Below are 16,242 nucleotides of genomic sequence, written 5' to 3'. Positions count from 1 at the left end.
TCAATTCGCCTCAATGTGAGGAGAGTTCATGACGCGGCCCTTCCGCTTCGGCGTCAACCTGCTCGACCCCGCCCCGGCCTACGAGTGGCGCGCCAAGTGCCGCCGGGCCGAGGAACTCGGCTACGACGTGATCCTCGTCCCCGACCACCTCGGCTGGCCGGCGCCGTTCCCGGCACTGGTCGCGGCGGCGGAGGCGACCGAGCGTCCCCGCGTGGGCACGTTCGTGCTCAACGCGGGCTTCTGGAACCCGGCGCTGCTGGCCCGCGAGGTGGCCACCACGGACGCGCTGACGGGCGGCCGCCTCGAACTCGGCCTCGGCACCGGATACGTCCGGGCCGAGCACGAGGAGGCGGGGCTGCCGTACGGCTCGCCGAAGGAGCGCGTGGACCATCTTCTGCGCACCGTGGACGAGTTGGACCGGCTGCTCGGCTCCCAGGAGCACCGGCCTCAGCCCGTGCAGAAGCCACGGGTGCCGCTGCTGATCGGCGGCAACGGCGACCGGATGCTGAGGCTCACCGCCGAGCGCGCCGACATCGCGGCGTTCACGGGGGCACGCTCGGTGCCGGGCAGCACGACGGGGCAGCTCGCGCCGATCACCGCCGAGGAACTGGGCGAACGGGTGACGACGTACCAGCGCCTGGCGGCGGGCCGCAAGGAGCCCGCGGAGCTGAATCTGCTCATCCAGAGGGTCGTCGTCACCGAGGACCGTGAGGCCGTGGTCCGGCCGCTGCTGGAACACGTCCCGCACCTGACATGGGAGCAGGCCCTGGCGCTGCCCATCTTCCTGGTCGGCACCCTGGACCGGATCGTCGAGCAGGTGCGGGCGCAGCGCGAGCGCTACGGGTTCACGTATCTGACCGTCCTGGAGCCCTATATGGAGGCGTTCGCGCCCGTGATCGAGGCATTGCGCGAGGAGTAGGGCAGGCCGGTGTCGCACCGGTGTTCGGGGATGCGGCCGGCCGAGAAAAACGCTTGGACTCCGTGGACGCCGTCGCGGGACACTGCGATTCCTCACCCAAACACACAACAAAACAGGGTTGGGATGGAATCGTCCGAATCGCACAGGCTTCCGCCGCGCAGGGGCTCGGTGCTCCTCGCACTTCGTTACTACGGACGGGAGTTGGCCCGGCTCCGGCGCCTGACGGTGCCGGCGATGCTGCTCCCGGCGCTGGGCAACATCGGCATCAGCTATGTGGCGCCGCTGATCGTCGCGAAGCTCGTCGGCCGAATCGCGGGTGGCACCGGTACCGCCGTTGGCTCGACGCTGCCCTACGTGCTCGGCTTCGCCGGCGTTCTCCTGCTCGCGGAGACGCTGTGGCGCATCGGCCTGCACTGCCTGAACCGGCTTGACGCCCACGGCATCGAGCACCTGTACGTGATCGGCATGGACGAGCTCTTCGCCAAGGATGCCGCGTTCTTCCACGACAACTTCGCCGGCTCGCTGACCAAGCGGGTCCTGAGCTTCGCCTCCCGCTTCGAGGAGTTCGTCGACACGGTGACGTTCCAGGTCGTGGGCAGCTTCGTGCCGCTGGTGTTCGGATCGGTGGTGCTGTGGCGCTACGAACCGCTGCTCGTCGTCGGACTCCTGGCGATGATCGCGCTGACGGCGCTGTGCGTGATGCCCCTGATCCGTCGCCGCCAGGCGCTCGTCGACCAGCGAGAGGAGGCGATCGCCCGGGTGTCGGGCCACGTCGCCGACAGCCTGATGAACATGGACACGGTCCGGGCGTTCGCCGCCGAGGAACGTGAGGCCGCCGAGCACCGGTCCCGCGTCGCCGAGTCGCGGCGGCTCATGCTGCGTTCGTGGGACTACGGCAACCTGCGCATCGACACGCTGGTCGCGCCGATGTCCGTGCTGACCAACGCGCTGGGCCTGCTGCTGGCGGTCGCACTCGGCGGCGGCGAGCACGGCGTGGAGGCGGTCGTGGTCGCCTTCACGTACTACAGCAACGCGACGCGGATCATGTTCGAGTTCAACCAGATCTACCGCCGCTTGGAGAGCTCGATGACGGAGGCCGCGCAGTTCACCGAACTGCTGCTGACGCCGCCGACCGTGCTCGACCCCCCGTCACCGGAGCCTCTGCTGTCCCGGTCCGCCGACGTCCGCTTCGAGGCGGTGACGTTCGCCCACGCGGGCACGGAGCCGCTCTTCGAGGGCCTCGACCTGGATGTGCCCAGCGGGACGAAGATCGGCCTCGTCGGCCGGTCCGGCGGAGGCAAGACCACGCTCACCCGGCTGCTGCTGCGGATGAAGGACATCGACGCCGGCCGGATCCTGATCGGCGGTCAGGACATCAGCATGCTGCGCCAGGCCGATCTGCGCGGCCTGATCGCCTATGTGCCGCAGGACCCGGCGATGTTCCACCGCACGCTGCGGGACAACATCGCGTTCGCCCGGCCGGACGCCACCGACGCCGAGATCCGCCGCGCTGCCGAGGCGGCACACGTCACGGAGTTCGCCGACGCGCTTCCGGACGGCTTCGACACCATGGTGGGCGAGCGGGGTGTGAAGCTGTCCGGCGGTCAGCGCCAGCGGGTGGCCCTCGCCAGGGCGATCCTGCGCGACGCGCCGATCCTGCTGCTCGACGAGGCGACCAGCGCCCTGGACTCCGAGAGCGAGATCCTCGTCCAGGAGGCGCTGTGGCGGCTCATGGAGGGGCGGACGGCGCTCGTGGTGGCGCACCGGCTGAGCACGGTCGCCGGCATGGACCAGCTCGTCGTCCTCGACCGCGGGCGGATCGTCGAGCAGGGCACGCACCAGGAGCTGCTCGCCTCGGACGGCGCCTATGCGAAGCTGTGGCAGCACCAGTCGGGCGGCTTCCTCGACGACGCCCCCGCACGGGCGGACCTGCTCTGAACCCGGCTCGGGAAAACCAGGTGTGACCAGCGGCCTGCCGATGCTGAACTGGTGCGCATGTCCGGAAGCGATCCGCCCCAGCCGCACCGCTGGGATCTGCTGCGCCCTGACCAGCTCGGCACGCTGCTGGACGGCGTCGAACAGCCCGACCTCTGGTACCTGGACGAGCTGACGATGTGTGCGGCGAAGGTCGTCGCCCGCTCCGGTGACGCGGACCTGAGGTTTGTCGGCCGGTCGACGGACAGTGTCTTCGACCTGCTCGGCGGTGCGCTCGCGGAGACCTCCTGGTCCGGGCGGCTCGGTCGGCTGCCGCTGTCGTGCGCCGGTGGCGCGGCGGAGCTGTCGCGGCGTGACCTGGGCCGGATGCGCGAGCACCTCGCGGCCGCGGGTCTGGCCCCGTACGACCTGGCGCGACGGCGGCGCCCGCTGGCTCTCGTCGACCTGGTCTGGGCCGGGCGCACGTTCACCGCCTTGCACACCGTCCTGCGCGACTGGGTCGAGGAGTCCCGGGAGCCCTGGCCGGTCATTCGGCGCAGGCTTCGCTATCTGGGCATCACCGCGCGCACCGAGACGAGCCCCAAGACCTGGCGCTGGCAGCAGCACCACCCTTGGACGGGGGATCTGCCGGCCAGAGCCGTGCGCAATGTCTCCCTCGACCGGAGCGTGTGGCATCTGCTCGGGGACCATGAGCCGAAGACCGCGCCCTCCTTCCCGCCCCGGCGCTGGCACGACGACACGGTCAGCGTGCCCGTCCGCGGGGACGGTCCCACGCGCGCCCTCGCCACCGCCGTCGCCCTGGTCGAGGCCGGGCGGACCCGCACGGTGCGGCGGCGTCTCGTTCGGACCTTCGGCGCGGAGCCCGCCTTCGCCGATCCCTGGCTGCGCAGCCTCTCCCGCGAACTCGGCCGGAGATGACCCCGCGCGCAATGCCCGACCGGCGTGCGGGACGTGTGAGGCTCACCGTGCCGGGGCGGTCTGCCGATGGGCGGTCCCTGGCAGGTCGTGCTCGAACCAGGTGGTCTTCCCTTCCGGCGTAGGTGTGCAACCCCACCGGGTGGCCAGGGCGTTGACCAGGCCGATGCCGCGGCCGTACTCATCCATGCCGGCCGGCTGCAGAAGCACAGGATGACCTGGATGGTCGTCACTCACTTCGCACAGAAGCGTGTCAGCGGTCAGGACCAGGCGCAGGCCCACCGGCCGAGTGGCGTGACGTACGGCGTTGGTGAGCAGTTCCCCGGCGAGAAGCTGGGTGACGTCACGGAGGCGGCCGAGACCCCACTTCGTGAGCATTTCGCCGACCACGCCGCGTGCCAGCCGTACCTCCTCCGGCTGGGGCGTGAAGAGCCAGGTGGCGACGCTGTCACGAGGAAGGCCCGACAGCCGGGCCATCAGGAACGCGATGTCGTCGTGGTGACCATCGGGGTGCTGCCGTCGCAGGAGAACGTCACACGCCTCGTCGAGTGAGGAATGGCGCTTGGTCAGCTCGTCCCTCAGGACGGCGAGACCGTCCTCGATGTCCCGGTCCCGGCTTTCCACCAGACCGTCGGTGTAGAGGACGAGCAGACTGCCGTCGTCAACGGACACCTCCAGCGTGTCGAAACCGACGCGGCCCACACCGATCGGTGCGCCGATCGGTACGTCGAGGAATTCGCTCTTGCCACCGGGATCAACAAGAAGGGGCGGCAGGTGGCCGGCGCTGGCAAAAGTGGCCCGGCGGGCGATCGGATCGTAGACGCCGTACAGGAACGTGGCCAGTTGCGAAGGGTCGAAACGCTGCACGAGCTCGCCAAGGCGGGCCAGTAGCCGGCCGGGCGGCAGTCCGAGCAGGGCCAGGGTCCGCACGGCCGTGCGCAGCTGGCCTATGGCGATGGCGGCATGAAGCCCGTGCCCCGCCACATCACCGACGACCAGCCCTACCTTGCGACCCGGTAGCGGTATGGCATCCAGCCAGTCGCCGCCCACCTGTGTGGTACGGCTTCCCGGGTGGTAACGATGGGCGAGCTCCATTCCGGGCAGACGAGGCGGCAGGACGGGCAGCAGGCTGCGCTGAAGCGCGGCGGACGTCCTGGTCTCCTGGCTGAACAGACGGGCGTTGTGCAGGGACAGCCCCGCCCGGTCGGCCATGTCCCGGCACACGGCCAGATCGGCCGTAACGAATGCGCGGCGGCCCGGTCGGCGTCCGAACGCCACGAATCCCAGCGCCGAGCCGTGTGCCGACAGCGGCACCAGCACGACGGAGGAGTCCCGCAGAACCGATCTCGTCGCGGGACCGTCAAGCGCAGCAGGAAGCCGTGCCAAGACCTCTTCGTCCACCCGGGGGATGAGTACGGGTTCGATGTTCGTGAGAAACGCGGCCATGGCTGTGCCGGGCTGGTAGACAAACGTCCTTCCAGCACGAAGCTCTTCGAGGCGTCCCGCATCGTCGTGGTGTGCGGTGGCCACGCGGCGCATCACCGCCGAGCCCATCGCCTCGTGCCGGGTGCGGTCCTCGTCTCCCGCGGCCACCTGCTCGTACAGATGGACGGAAGCAAAGTCGGCGAAGCCCGGCACGGCCACAGCGGTCAGCCTGCGCACCATGTCGTCGAGGTCCAAGGTGGTACCGGTCTCGCGGACCGCCTCCTGAAGAAAGACCAGCCTGGCCGCGTCACCCTCTCGGTTCTCGTCGGTCGGCCCTTGCCGAGCAGGACTGAGACGTTCCCGATCGAATCGCTGCTCGTGCAGTGGCAAGGGGCCCCCTTGACGCTTCCACCCGGCTTGGCGCCCGCATGACAGCCAGGAAGTACGGCGGCCGGCGCAGACACCGCGACCGCCACAGAACCCTGAAGCTCGACCCTATCGCCTGCACTCATCCTGGATGGTCACCCGCAGGGGTGAACACACGCTGCGGACAGGTCGTTTCCCCCGGTCCGGCTGCGCCCGGAAACTCATTCGCCAGGCCGGCCGACGCTCTGCTTGGCTCGCCTCATGAGCGATCTCCACATCCGCTGCGCCACCCTCTCGGACGTCGACACGGTGCTCCAGTTCTGGCGCGAAGCCGCCGAAGGAAGGAGCATCAGCGACGACCACGACGGAGTGGCCCGACTCGTCACAAGAGATCCCGAGGCCCTGCTCCTCGCGGAGCGCGACGGCATCCTCGCGGGGACCGTGATAGCCGGATTCGACGGATGGCGATGCCACCTCTACCGGCTCGCGGTGCACCCCGAGCGGCGGCGGCAGGGCATCGGCGCGGCATTGCTGGCCGCCGCGGAGGAGCGTTTCGTACGACTCGGAGGACGCCGTGGGGACGCGATGGTGCTTCAGCGCAACGAGACCGCGCACCATGCGTGGCGGGCGGCGGGTTATGCACCGGAGGAGCACTGGCGGCGGTGGGTGAAGCCCCTCGAAAACTGAACCACTTTACCGATCCTTTACCATGAAGGTGTCATCCCGTCCCACCATGGAAAGGTGAAGCCTCCGCCCATGGGCGAGCCTCCCACCAACCGAGAGCGCGCGGTGCTCGTGTCCCTGACCGACCATGGGACGGAGGTGACCCGATGACAGAAGTGCTCCTCCTGCTGGTGGCGGTCCTGCTCTCGCTGGCCTGCGGCGTCTTCGTCGCGGCGGAGTTCTCGCTCACCACGGTCGAGCGCAGCGAGCTGGAGCACGCGGCGCGGCGCGGCGAGCGCGGTGCGGCAGGTGCCCTCAAGGCCGCACGAAATCTGACGTTCCAGCTCTCGGGCGCCCAGCTGGGGATCACGGTCACCAACCTGGTGGTCGGCATGCTCTCCGAGCCGTCGATCGCCAAGCTGATCGCGGGCCCGCTGGAGGCACTGGGCGTGTCACACTCCGCGTCCACGTCCGTCGCCCTCGTCATCGGCACGGGCCTGTCGACCGTGTTCCTGATGGTGGTCGGCGAGCTGGTGCCCAAGAACTGGGCGATCTCCTCGCCGCTCGCCGTGGCCAAGCGGGTGGGCACGCCGCAGCGCTGGTTCAGTTCCGCGTTCCGCCCGTTCATCACGCATCTGAACAACTCGGCCAACCATGTCGTCCGCCGCTTCGGCATCGAACCGGCCGAGGAGCTGGCCTCCGCGCGGGGGCCGCAGGAACTGGTCGCGCTCGCCCGGCACTCCGCGAAGGAGGGCGCCCTGGAGGCGGACACCGCGGAGCTCTTCGTCCGCACCCTCAACCTCGCCGACCTGACCGCGGAGAACGTGATGACCCCGCGCGTCCAGGTCGTCGCCCTCGACGTCCAGGCGACCTGCGAGGACGTGGCGAACGCGACACGCGCGACCGGACTGTCCCGCTTCCCCGTCTACCGCGGCAGCCTGGACTCGGTCGTCGGCATCGCGCACATCAAGGACGTCGTCGCCGTGGCCGCCGAGGAGCGGCCGGTGCGTTCGGTGGCGCAGGTGATGCGCGAGCCTCTCTTCGTCCCGGAGTCCCTGACCGTCGACAGACTGCTGGACCGCCTGTCGGGCAAGAACACCATCACGGTCGTGATCGACGAGTACGGCGGCACCGCAGGGGTGGCCACGCTGGAGGACATCGTCGAGGAGGTCGTCGGCGAGGTGCGCGACGAGCACGACCCGCACGAGACGCCCGACCTGGCCCCGGCCGGAACGGACAACGCCGGCCGGGAGCTGTACTCGGCCGACGGCTCGGCCCGCATCGACCAGCTCGCGCGCGTCGGACTGCGGGTGCCCGAAGGCCCGTACGAGACGCTGGCCGGTCTCATCGCCACGGAGCTGGGCCGGATACCGGCCAAGAGCGACAGCGTCGAGGTGGCCGGCTGGCGCCTCGACGTGATGGACGCGTCCGGGCGCCGGGCCGCGCGCGTGCTCATGCACGCGCCGGTCGCCCGGAAGGAGGGGGAACAGTGACTGTCGTCCAGTTGCTGATCGGTCTGCTGACGCTCGTCCTGAACGCCTTCTTCGTGGGGGCCGAGTTCGCGCTGATCTCCGTGCGCCGCAGCCAGATCGAACCGCACGCCGAGGCGGGTGACCGGCGTGCGCGCAGTGTGCTGTGGGGCCTGGAGCATGTGTCGGCGCTGCTGGCGGCCGCGCAGCTCGGGATCACCCTGTGCACCCTGGTCCTCGGTGTGGTCGCCGAGCCCGCGATCGAACACCTGCTGGAGCCGGTGTTCCACGCGCTGGGCATCCCGCAGGACGCGGGACGCGCCGTGTCGTTCGTGATCGCGCTGGCCCTGGCGACGTATCTGCACATGCTGCTCGGCGAGATGGTGCCGAAGAACATCGCGCTCGCGGAGCCGGTGCGCCTCGCGCTGCTGCTCGGCCCGCCGCTGGTCGGTCTGTCCCGGGCGCTGCGCCCGGTGATCTTCACGGTGAACGCCTTCGCGAACGGGTTGCTCGCACTGTTGCGGGTGGAGACGAAGAGCGAGGTCACGGCCACGTTCTCGGACGACGAACTGGCGCGGCTCGTGAAGGACTCCACTGCGGCCGGGCTCATCGACGACCGCGCGCAGGAGCGCCTGCACGACGCGCTGGAGCTTGGCCGCAGGCCCGTACGCGACGTGGTGGTACCGCTGGAACGCGTTGTCTACACACGCGTCGGCATCACTCCGGAGGAGCTCGAGGGGCTGTCGGCCGAGTCCGGGTTCTCGCGCTTTCCCGTCGTGGACGAGGGCCGGCGGATCATCGGCTATCTGCACGTCAAGGACGCGCTGGACGCGTCACCACGGGACGTACCGTTCCGGCTGCGGGACATGCGCCCCGTCGCGCGGGTACGGGAGAGCACACCGCTGGACGACGTACTCACGGCGATGCGCGGCAGCCGCACCCACCTGGCAGCGGTCCTGGGCGCGGACGGACGGCTGGCCGGGCTGGTGACGATGGAGGACGTCCTGCGGGAACTGTTCGGCCAGACGGTGTGAGCCGGGGCCGGTCGGCGAGCGCCGGGCTTGTCTGTCGGCGTGGAGCCGGACCGGTCTTCGGCAGTGCCGCGGCAGACGGGCCGGAGCAAGCTGCGACCTCACCCGCTCGGCATGTGGTGCGGGCGGCCGGGTCACACCGGGACTGCCCGTCGACGGCCGCGGCCGCTGAGCGCGCCGACGCAAGACGCGGGCGGGCGGTCGGCGTGGGCCGGGCCGGGGACGAGGCCTGCCGGGTCGGGGCGCAGGGCGACCGACCGGCGGGTATGCGGGCCCGATACCATCGACGGCGCCATGCAGACGAAACCCACGCACACCAGCCTGGTCGCGGTCGGCGACTCCTTCACCGAGGGCATGTCGGACCTGCTGTCCGACGGCTCCTACCGCGGCTGGGCCGATGTCCTGGCGGGCCGGATGGCCGCACGGACACCTGGATTCCGGTACGCCAACCTCGCCGTCCGCGGCAAGCTGATCAGGCAGATCGTCGACGAGCAGGTGGACCTCGCCGCCGCAATGCAACCGGATGTGATCACGCTGGTCGGCGGCCTCAACGACACCTTGCGGCCCAAGTGCGACATGGACCGCGTCAAGGATCTGCTGACCGAAGCCGTGGAGCGACTGGCCCCGGCGTGCAAGCAGCTCGTCCTGATGCGCAGTCCCGGCCGTCAGGGCCCGGTCCTCGAACGCTTCCGGCCCCGTATGGAGGAGCTGTTCGCCTGTGTCGACGGGCTCGCGGAGCGGCACGGGGCGGTGGTGGTCGACCTGTACGGGGCGCCGTCGCTCGCCGACCCCCGCATGTGGGACGTGGACCGACTGCATCTGACGGCCGAAGGACACCGCCGGGTGGCGGAAGCCGTGTGGCAGACACTCGGGTACGAGGCGGAGGATACGGAATGGCGTACCCCGTTGCCCCCGAGCGCGCCGCCGAACTGGGTCGCCCGCCGGACTGCGGACGTCCGCTTCACCCGGCAGCATCTGCTGCCGTGGATAGGACGTCGGCTGACGGGCCGCTCGTCGGGCGACGGCCGCCCGGCCAAGCGCCCGGAACTGCTGCCGTACAAGGGGCCGGCCGCCTAGGAGTACCTCACGCTCCGGAGGGAGTCCCGCGTGACGACCGAGGTGATCAATCTGAAGGGCCGCCTCCAGGAGTTCGGCTCCCGGCTGGAACACGCCCCGAAGGAAGTCGTCTACGTCGGCCGCCGTATGACCAGGGGCGGCTGGGACCTTCCCCAGCACCCTCTGCACAACCCGTTCCAGATCGACACCCCGAACAAGAAGCATGACGGGACGCGGGCCGAGGTGATGGCGAAGTACCGGACGTACCTCATGGAACGTCCAGACCTGCTGGCCCTGGTGCCCAAGCTGCGCGGCAAGACGCTCGCATGCTGGTGCGCCCCCCAGCTGTGCCACGGCGACATCCTGGCGGAGGTCGCGGACCGGTCGTAGCCCCCGGGCCGCCGCTGCCGCGCCTCCCTCGGCTTCGTCAGGCCTGCAGACGCCCGGCGTGACGCGGGTCTCGTAGGTTCCGACGAACCGGGCCGTGGCGCTGGCCTGCATGAATCGCCAGTAGAATCCGTACACGTGACAGCTGCGCCCGCAAAGCCCCGTATCCCGAACGTCCTCGCCGGACGCTACGCCTCCGCCGAGCTCGCCACGCTCTGGTCCCCCGAGCAGAAGGTCAGGCTGGAGCGGCAGCTCTGGCTCGCCGTGCTGCGGGCCCAGAAGGACCTGGGGATCGAGGTACCGGACGCGGCGATCGCCGACTACGAGCGCGTTCTCGACCAGGTCGACCTCGCCTCGATCGCCGAGCGCGAGAAGATCACCCGGCACGATGTGAAGGCGCGGATCGAGGAGTTCAACGACCTCGCCGGGCACGAGCACGTGCACAAGGGCATGACCTCCCGCGATCTGACCGAGAACGTCGAGCAGCTGCAGATCCGGCTCTCGCTGGAGCTGATGCGCGACCGCACGGTGGCTGTACTGGCGCGCCTCGGCAAGCTCGCGGCCGAGTACGGCGAGCTGGTCATGGCCGGCCGCTCCCACAACGTGGCCGCACAGGCCACCACCCTCGGCAAGCGTTTCGCGACGGCCGCCGACGAGCTGCTCGTCGCGTACGGACGGGTCGAGGAACTGCTCGGCCGCTACCCGCTGCGCGGCATCAAGGGCCCGGTCGGCACGGCACAGGACATGCTCGACCTGCTCGGCGGTGACGCGGGCAAGCTCGCGCGGCTGGAGCAGCGGATCGCCGACCACCTGGGCTTCTCGCAGGCCTTCACCTCGGTCGGCCAGGTCTACCCGCGCTCGCTCGACTACGAGGTCGTCACCGCCCTGGTGCAGCTGGCGGCCGCGCCGTCGTCGCTGGCGAAGACCATCCGGCTGATGGCCGGGCACGAGCTGGTGACCGAGGGCTTCAAGCCCGGCCAGGTCGGCTCCTCCGCGATGCCGCACAAGATGAACACCCGCTCCTGCGAGCGCGTCAACGGTCTCATGGTCATCCTGCGCGGCTATGCCTCGATGACGGGCGAGCTGGCGGGCGACCAGTGGAACGAGGGCGATGTGTCCTGCTCCGTGGTGCGCCGGGTCGCGCTGCCGGACGCGTTCTTCGCCCTGGACGGTCTGCTGGAGACGTTTCTGACGGTGCTCGACGAGTTCGGCGCCTTCCCCGCGGTCATCGCGCGCGAGCTGGACCGCTACCTGCCGTTCCTCGCCACCACCAAGGTGCTGATGGCCTCGGTGCGCGCGGGCGTCGGCCGCGAGGTGGCGCACGAGGCCATCAAGGAGAACGCCGTCGCCTGCGCCCTCGCGATGCGCGAGCAGGGCGCCGAGCGCAACGAGCTGCTCGACAACCTGGCCGCGGACGAGCGCATCCCGCTGGACCGTGCCGGGCTCGACGAGCTGATGGCGGACAAGCTGTCCTTCACGGGCGCCGCGGCCGACCAGGTCGCCACGGTCGTCGGTCGCATCGAGGAGCTCGTGAAGCAGCACCCCGAGGCCGCCGGGTACACCCCGGGGGCGATCCTCTGACCCGGTTCACCCCGGCGGAGCTGGAGGCCGCCCGCGACCGTCTGGTACCTGATGTGATCGCGGACGGCCTCAGCGTTCTCTTTTGCGGTATCAACCCTGGTTTGATGACCGCCGCGACGGGCCATCACTTCGCCCGCCCCGGCAACCGCTTCTGGCCGGTGCTGCATCTGTCGGGTTTCACCCCGCGGCTGTTCAAACCGTCGGAGCAGGCCGAACTGCTGTCGTACGGGCTGGGCATCACAAACGTGGTGGCACGGGCGACCGCGCGGGCCGACGAACTGACCTCCGAGGAGTACCGCGAGGGCGGACGGATCCTCGGCGCCAAGGTGGAGCGGCTGCGCCCCACATGGCTCGCGGTGGTCGGCGTGACCGCCTACCGGGCAGCCTTTGACGACCGCAAGGCCGTCATCGGTCCGCAGGAGCGGACGATCGGCTCCAGCCGGGTGTGGGTGCTGCCCAATCCCAGTGGCCTCAATGCGCATTGGACGGCCACGACGATGGCGGAGGAGTTCGGGCGGCTGAGAGAAGCCGCGAACAAGTAGCCGGGTCAGGCGTCCCGTCGCTCCAGGCTCCACGCGCCCCCGAGCAAGGCGGCCCCCGCCCACACCGCCGTCACCGCGAGCCCCGACCAGGGTCCGAGCATTCCGTCGGAGGTCTGGTGGAGGATCACCTGGCCCGCCTTGTCGGGCAGGAGGTCGGCGGCCGTGCCCGACACTCCCCCGATCACGAAGGACACGATGAGCAGGAAGGGCACGAGCACGCTCAGCGTGGCTACTCCACTGCGCAGCAGCGCCGCGAGCCCGGCGGCGAGCAGCGCCATCAGCGTGAGGTAGAGGCCGCAGCCCAGAACTCCGCGCAGTTCCTCGGACCAGGTCAGCCCGTTCGTTCTGCTCCCGAGGACCGCCTTCCCCACGGCGAGGCTCACGCACCCGGTGGCCAGGCCGACGGCGAGCACCGGCGCGCCGACGGCCACTGCCTTGGCCGTGAACCACCGTCCGCGGCGCGGCACCGCGGCCAGCGAGAGCCGTAGGGCGCCGCCCTGGAACTCGCTCGAGAGGGCCGTCGCACCGAACGCGATCGCCGCGATCTGGCCGAAGCTGACGCCGAAGAACGTCGAGAACAGCGGCTCGAAGTCCGGGCCCTCGGCGTCCAGTCCGGCGAGCGCCGAGAAGAGCGCGGTGGAGACGACCATCGCAAGGAGGGCGCCGACCAGCGAACGCAGCGTACGGATCTTGATCCACTCTGAGTGGAGTACGGGTGCCAAGGCCATGGCTCAGACCTCCTGGGGCTGCATCGAGGTGGACGTGAACTCGGCCTCGGCGGCCGTGAGATCGAGATAGGCCTGCTCCAGGGTGCCCTCCTCGGTGGAGAGTTCGAGGATCGGGATCCCGGCGGCGGAAGCCATGCGCCCGATGTCCTCCACGCGCGCGTGCCGCACGCTCCACCGCCCCTCCGCCATCTCGGCGGCCTCGTACCCGTGCTCCGTGAGCGGTGCGCCGAGGGCGGCGCCGTCCGTGGTGCGGACCCGGACGCAGGGCTGCACGCGCGCGTCGATGAACTCCCGCATCGGCGTGTCGGCCAGCAGCCGGCCCCGGCCCAGCACCACCAGGTGGTCGGCGAAGGAGGCGGTCTCGTTCATGAGATGGCTGGAGACGAGGACGGTACGGCCCTCGCGTGCGAGGCGGCGCAGCAACTCGCGGATCCAGATGATGCCTTCGGGGTCGAGTCCGTTGAAGGGCTCGTCCAGCAGCACCACGGGTGGGTCGCCGAGGAGTGCGGCAGCGATACCCAGGCGCTGACGCATCCCCAGGGAGTACGTCTTCACCCGGCGCCCGGCGACCGACGCAAGCCCCGTCTCCTCCAGCACCTCGTCCACCCGGCTCCCATGGATGCGGTTGCTCGCGGCGAGCGCCCGCAGATGGTCGCGGACGGTAAGCGAACCGTGCGCGGCCTGCGCGTCGAGCAACGCGCCCACGTGCCGCAGTGCGCTGGATGCCATCGAGGAGACGGGCCGCACCGCGCTGGAGGACCTGGAGCGGGTGCTCGGCATCCTGCGCGAGTCCGAGCGCCCGGCGAGCAGCCGCCCCACCCTGACGGAGGCCGACCGGCTCCTGGAGTCGGCGCGCGCTTCCGGCGCGAAGGTCGACGCCGATCTGTCGGGCCCCCTGGAGAAGATCCCCGGCCCGGTCTCCCGTGAGGGGTACCGCATCCTCCAGGAGTCGCTCACCAATGTGCTCCGGCACGCGGGCGGCGTACCGGTCCATGTCCGTATCGAGGTCGACGCGGACACGCTCGACCTGGAGGTCCGCAACCCGCTGACCGCGGAGGTACCCGGCCCCGGCCGGGGCAGCGGTCTGCGTGGGATACGCGAGCGCGCGGCGCTGCTCGGCGGCCGGGCACGCACGGGTCCGGACGCGGGCGACTGGCAGGTGCACGTCGAACTGCCGCTGAGCTGATCTACGCCGGCCGGATGCCGGTCACCGTCCTGCTCGTCGATGACGAACCCCTGGTCCGCATGGGTCTGCGCGCCGCCCTCGAGGCCCAGCCCGACATCGAGGTCGTGGGCGAGGCGTCGGACGGCGCGGCGGTGATCCCCCTGGTGCGGCAGCTGCGGCCGGACGTCGTCGCCATGGACGTGCGCATGCCGCTGATGGACGGCATCGAGGCCACGCGCGCGGTGCTGCGCATGGTCGCCTCGCCGCCGAAGATCCTCGTGGTGACGACATTCGAGAACGACGAGTACGTCTACGAGGCACTGCGCGCGGGCGCGGACGGCTTTCTGCTGAAGCGGGCCCGGCCGGCCGAGATCGTGCACGCGGTGCGGCTGGTCGCCGAGGGCGAGTCGCTGCTGTTCCCGGCGTCGGTACGGCAGTTGACCTCGGCGTACGGCGACAGCGGCGGGAACCGGGCGGCCCGGGCAGCGATGGAGCGGGCCGCCCTCACCGAGCGGGAGGCCGAGGTGCTGCGGCTGATGGCACGGGGACTGTCGAACGCGGAGATCGCCGGGAAGCTGGTCGTCGGCACGGAGACGGTGAAGTCGCATGTCAGCGCCGTCCTGGCGAAGCTGGGTGCGCGGGACCGCACACAGGCGGTGATCGCGGCGTACGAATCGGGGTTCGTCGCACCTGGCTGATCCTCCCGGTCGGCGCCCGGCTCTCGCGGGTGTGCCCGGTGCCGAGTACGATCCGCCCAACACGCGCACGAGCTGGGAGGACGGACGTTGGGGCGGCTGACCGGCGGGGATCCCTCTCTGCTTCGAAGGATCAATTCCGCGGTGGTGCTGCACGCGCTGCGCGCCACCGACTGTGCGACGCTCACCGAGATCACCCGGGTGACCGGGCTGTCCCGGCCGACTGTCGAGGGTGTGGTCGAGGGGCTGATCGAGGCCGGACTCGTGGTCGAGAAGGCCGCCGAGGAGGGGGCCGCCCGACGGCAGGGGCGCCCCGCACGAATGTTCCGGTTCCGGGCCGAGGCGGGCCATCTGCTGGGCCTGGACGTCGGTGCGCACAGGGTGACCGCGCTCCTCGCCGATCTCGACGGCCGGGAGCTGGGGACCTTCTCCAAGGAGGTTTCCGAGACGGCGTCGGCGGACGAGCGTCTGGAGCGGCTGCGCGGCGCGGTCGCCGAACTGCTGCGCCGGGCAGGCGTGGCCCGTGACTCACTGCGCGCGGTCGGCGTGGGCAGCCCCGGGATCGTGGAGGCGGACGGCACCGTGCGCCTGGGTACGGCCCTGCCCGAGTGGACCGGTCTGAAGCTGGGCGAACGGCTCAGCCGCTCCTTCAAGTGCCCGGTTCTGGTCGAGAACGACGCCAACGCCGCTGCCGTGGCCGAGCACTGGAAGGGCGCCGCCACCGAGTCCGACGACATCGTGTTCGTACTGGCCGGACTGAGCCCGGGCGCCGGCTCGCTGATCGGCGGCCGGCTGCACCGCGGCTACGGCGGGGCGGCCGGGGAGATCGGCGCGCTGCACCTGCTGGGTCGCGAAGCGACCCCGGAGACGCTGCTGTCGACCACGAACGAACCGCTGCAGCCGCTGGACGAGCAGCAGGTCGGCGATGTGTTCGCGCTCGCCCGCGAGGGCGACCAGCGGGCCCGCGCTGCCGTGGACCGCTTCATCCAGCGGCTCGTGCACGACGTGGCGGCCCTCGTACTGGCCCTCGATCCCGAGCTGGTCGTCATCGGCGGCTGGGCGGCAGGCCTGGACGGCGTACTGGAGCCGCTCCGTCAGGAGCTGGCCCGCTACTGTCTGCGCCCGCCGAAGGTGACCTTGTCACGGCTGGGCGAGGCCGCGGTGGCGACGGGAGCATTGCGGCTGGCGCTGGACCACGTGGAAGAGGAATTGTTCGCGGTGGAGGGCACGGTGACGGCGCGGCGCTGAATCCGGTAGCAGCCGACCGGCCCGGAGCGTCCGGGTACAACAACGTCGCGGCGCGGCGGGGCCCGGGGGCGGGGGGGGGGGGGTGGGGCAGGGGCGCGCCGGGCCCCCCCCCCCGGC

The 16,242-nt window shown here is 70.8% G+C and carries 14 protein-coding genes and 2 pseudogenes; 13 read left to right on the top strand and 3 right to left on the bottom strand.

What is annotated here, in order from left to right:
- Positions 1–28: 28 nt before the first annotated feature.
- The 3 genes from ABT186_RS00095 to ABT186_RS00085 all read left to right on the top strand — a co-directional run bounded on the left by ABT186_RS00095 (position 29) and on the right by ABT186_RS00085 (position 3,772).
- Entirely contained in the window at positions 29–919 is an 891-nt protein-coding gene (locus ABT186_RS00095; RefSeq protein WP_351227634.1) for an LLM class F420-dependent oxidoreductase, read from the top strand.
- Positions 920–1,042: 123 nt separating this feature from the next.
- Positions 1,043–2,857: an ABC transporter ATP-binding protein gene (locus tag ABT186_RS00090; protein ID WP_351922699.1), complete on the top strand. Its 1,815-nt coding sequence runs from the start codon at positions 1,043–1,045 to the stop codon at positions 2,855–2,857.
- Positions 2,858–2,914: 57 nt separating this feature from the next.
- Positions 2,915–3,772: a hypothetical protein gene (locus ABT186_RS00085; protein WP_351227630.1), complete on the top strand. Its 858-nt coding sequence runs from the start codon at positions 2,915–2,917 to the stop codon at positions 3,770–3,772.
- A 42-nt stretch (positions 3,773–3,814) separates the two neighbouring features.
- Here ABT186_RS00085 and ABT186_RS00080 read toward each other — a convergent pair whose 3' ends face one another.
- Complete coding sequence (locus ABT186_RS00080) at positions 3,815–5,449, bottom strand: SpoIIE family protein phosphatase (protein ID WP_351922697.1); 1,635 nt, start codon at positions 5,447–5,449, stop codon at positions 3,815–3,817.
- A gap of 372 nt (positions 5,450–5,821) precedes the next feature.
- Between ABT186_RS00080 and ABT186_RS00075 the strand changes: the two genes are divergently transcribed.
- The 7 genes from ABT186_RS00075 to mug all read left to right on the top strand — a co-directional run bounded on the left by ABT186_RS00075 (position 5,822) and on the right by mug (position 12,289).
- Entirely contained in the window at positions 5,822–6,247 is a 426-nt protein-coding gene (locus ABT186_RS00075) for a GNAT family N-acetyltransferase (protein WP_351227626.1), read from the top strand.
- A gap of 143 nt (positions 6,248–6,390) precedes the next feature.
- The gene (locus tag ABT186_RS00070; RefSeq protein WP_351227624.1) at positions 6,391–7,716 is read left to right on the top strand and encodes a hemolysin family protein; all 1,326 of its coding nucleotides are present in this window, start codon (positions 6,391–6,393) and stop codon (positions 7,714–7,716) included.
- Positions 7,713–8,726: a hemolysin family protein gene (locus ABT186_RS00065; protein WP_351227622.1), complete on the top strand. Its 1,014-nt coding sequence runs from the start codon at positions 7,713–7,715 to the stop codon at positions 8,724–8,726. The genes ABT186_RS00070 and ABT186_RS00065 overlap by 4 nt, the downstream gene beginning before the upstream one ends.
- Positions 8,727–9,017: 291 nt before the next feature.
- A complete protein-coding gene (locus ABT186_RS00060; protein WP_351922695.1) occupies positions 9,018–9,800 on the top strand; it encodes an SGNH/GDSL hydrolase family protein in 783 nt (260 codons plus the stop codon).
- Between the two features lie 30 nt (positions 9,801–9,830).
- Complete coding sequence (locus tag ABT186_RS00055) at positions 9,831–10,169, top strand: DUF4326 domain-containing protein (RefSeq protein WP_351227618.1); 339 nt, start codon at positions 9,831–9,833, stop codon at positions 10,167–10,169.
- A gap of 135 nt (positions 10,170–10,304) precedes the next feature.
- Positions 10,305–11,747 carry an adenylosuccinate lyase gene (purB, locus tag ABT186_RS00050; protein WP_351227616.1) on the top strand — a complete coding sequence of 481 codons (1,443 nt, stop codon included), beginning with the start codon at positions 10,305–10,307 and terminating at the stop codon, positions 11,745–11,747.
- Positions 11,744–12,289, top strand: coding sequence for a G/U mismatch-specific DNA glycosylase (mug, locus tag ABT186_RS00045; RefSeq protein ID WP_351922868.1), 546 nt, complete (start codon positions 11,744–11,746; stop codon positions 12,287–12,289). The genes purB and mug overlap by 4 nt, the downstream gene beginning before the upstream one ends.
- A 5-nt stretch (positions 12,290–12,294) precedes the next feature.
- On the opposite strand, the gene ABT186_RS00040 is transcribed toward mug, so the two are convergent.
- Together ABT186_RS00040 and ABT186_RS00035 are read right to left on the bottom strand one after the other, a co-directional pair.
- Positions 12,295–13,017 (bottom strand): ABC-2 transporter permease family protein, encoded by a 723-nt coding sequence (locus tag ABT186_RS00040; RefSeq protein ID WP_351922693.1) that lies wholly within the window; start codon positions 13,015–13,017, stop codon positions 12,295–12,297.
- Between the two features lie 3 nt (positions 13,018–13,020).
- Positions 13,021–13,845 (bottom strand): annotated as a pseudogene (locus ABT186_RS00035) (DUF8746 domain-containing protein); the annotation flags it as partial.
- Here ABT186_RS00035 and ABT186_RS00030 point away from each other — a divergent pair.
- The 3 genes and pseudogenes from ABT186_RS00030 to ABT186_RS00020 all read left to right on the top strand — a co-directional run.
- A pseudogene (locus ABT186_RS00030) lies at positions 13,730–14,203 on the top strand (sensor histidine kinase); the annotation flags it as partial. The pseudogenes ABT186_RS00035 and ABT186_RS00030 sit on opposite strands and share 116 nt — an antisense overlap.
- A gap of 14 nt (positions 14,204–14,217) precedes the next feature.
- Positions 14,218–14,880 carry a response regulator transcription factor gene (locus ABT186_RS00025; protein ID WP_351922689.1) on the top strand — a complete coding sequence of 221 codons (663 nt, stop codon included), beginning with the start codon at positions 14,218–14,220 and terminating at the stop codon, positions 14,878–14,880.
- 87 nt (positions 14,881–14,967) lie between these two features.
- The gene (locus ABT186_RS00020; protein ID WP_351922687.1) at positions 14,968–16,125 is read left to right on the top strand and encodes an ROK family transcriptional regulator; all 1,158 of its coding nucleotides are present in this window, start codon (positions 14,968–14,970) and stop codon (positions 16,123–16,125) included.
- Positions 16,126–16,242: the final 117 nt, after the last annotated feature.

The sequence above is a fragment of the Streptomyces sp. NPDC001634 genome (assembly GCF_040298185.1).
Lineage (GTDB): Bacteria > Actinomycetota > Actinomycetes > Streptomycetales > Streptomycetaceae > Streptomyces.
The sequence above is the reverse complement of the archived record's forward strand: the minus strand, read 5'-3'. Positions and strand labels throughout refer to the sequence as shown.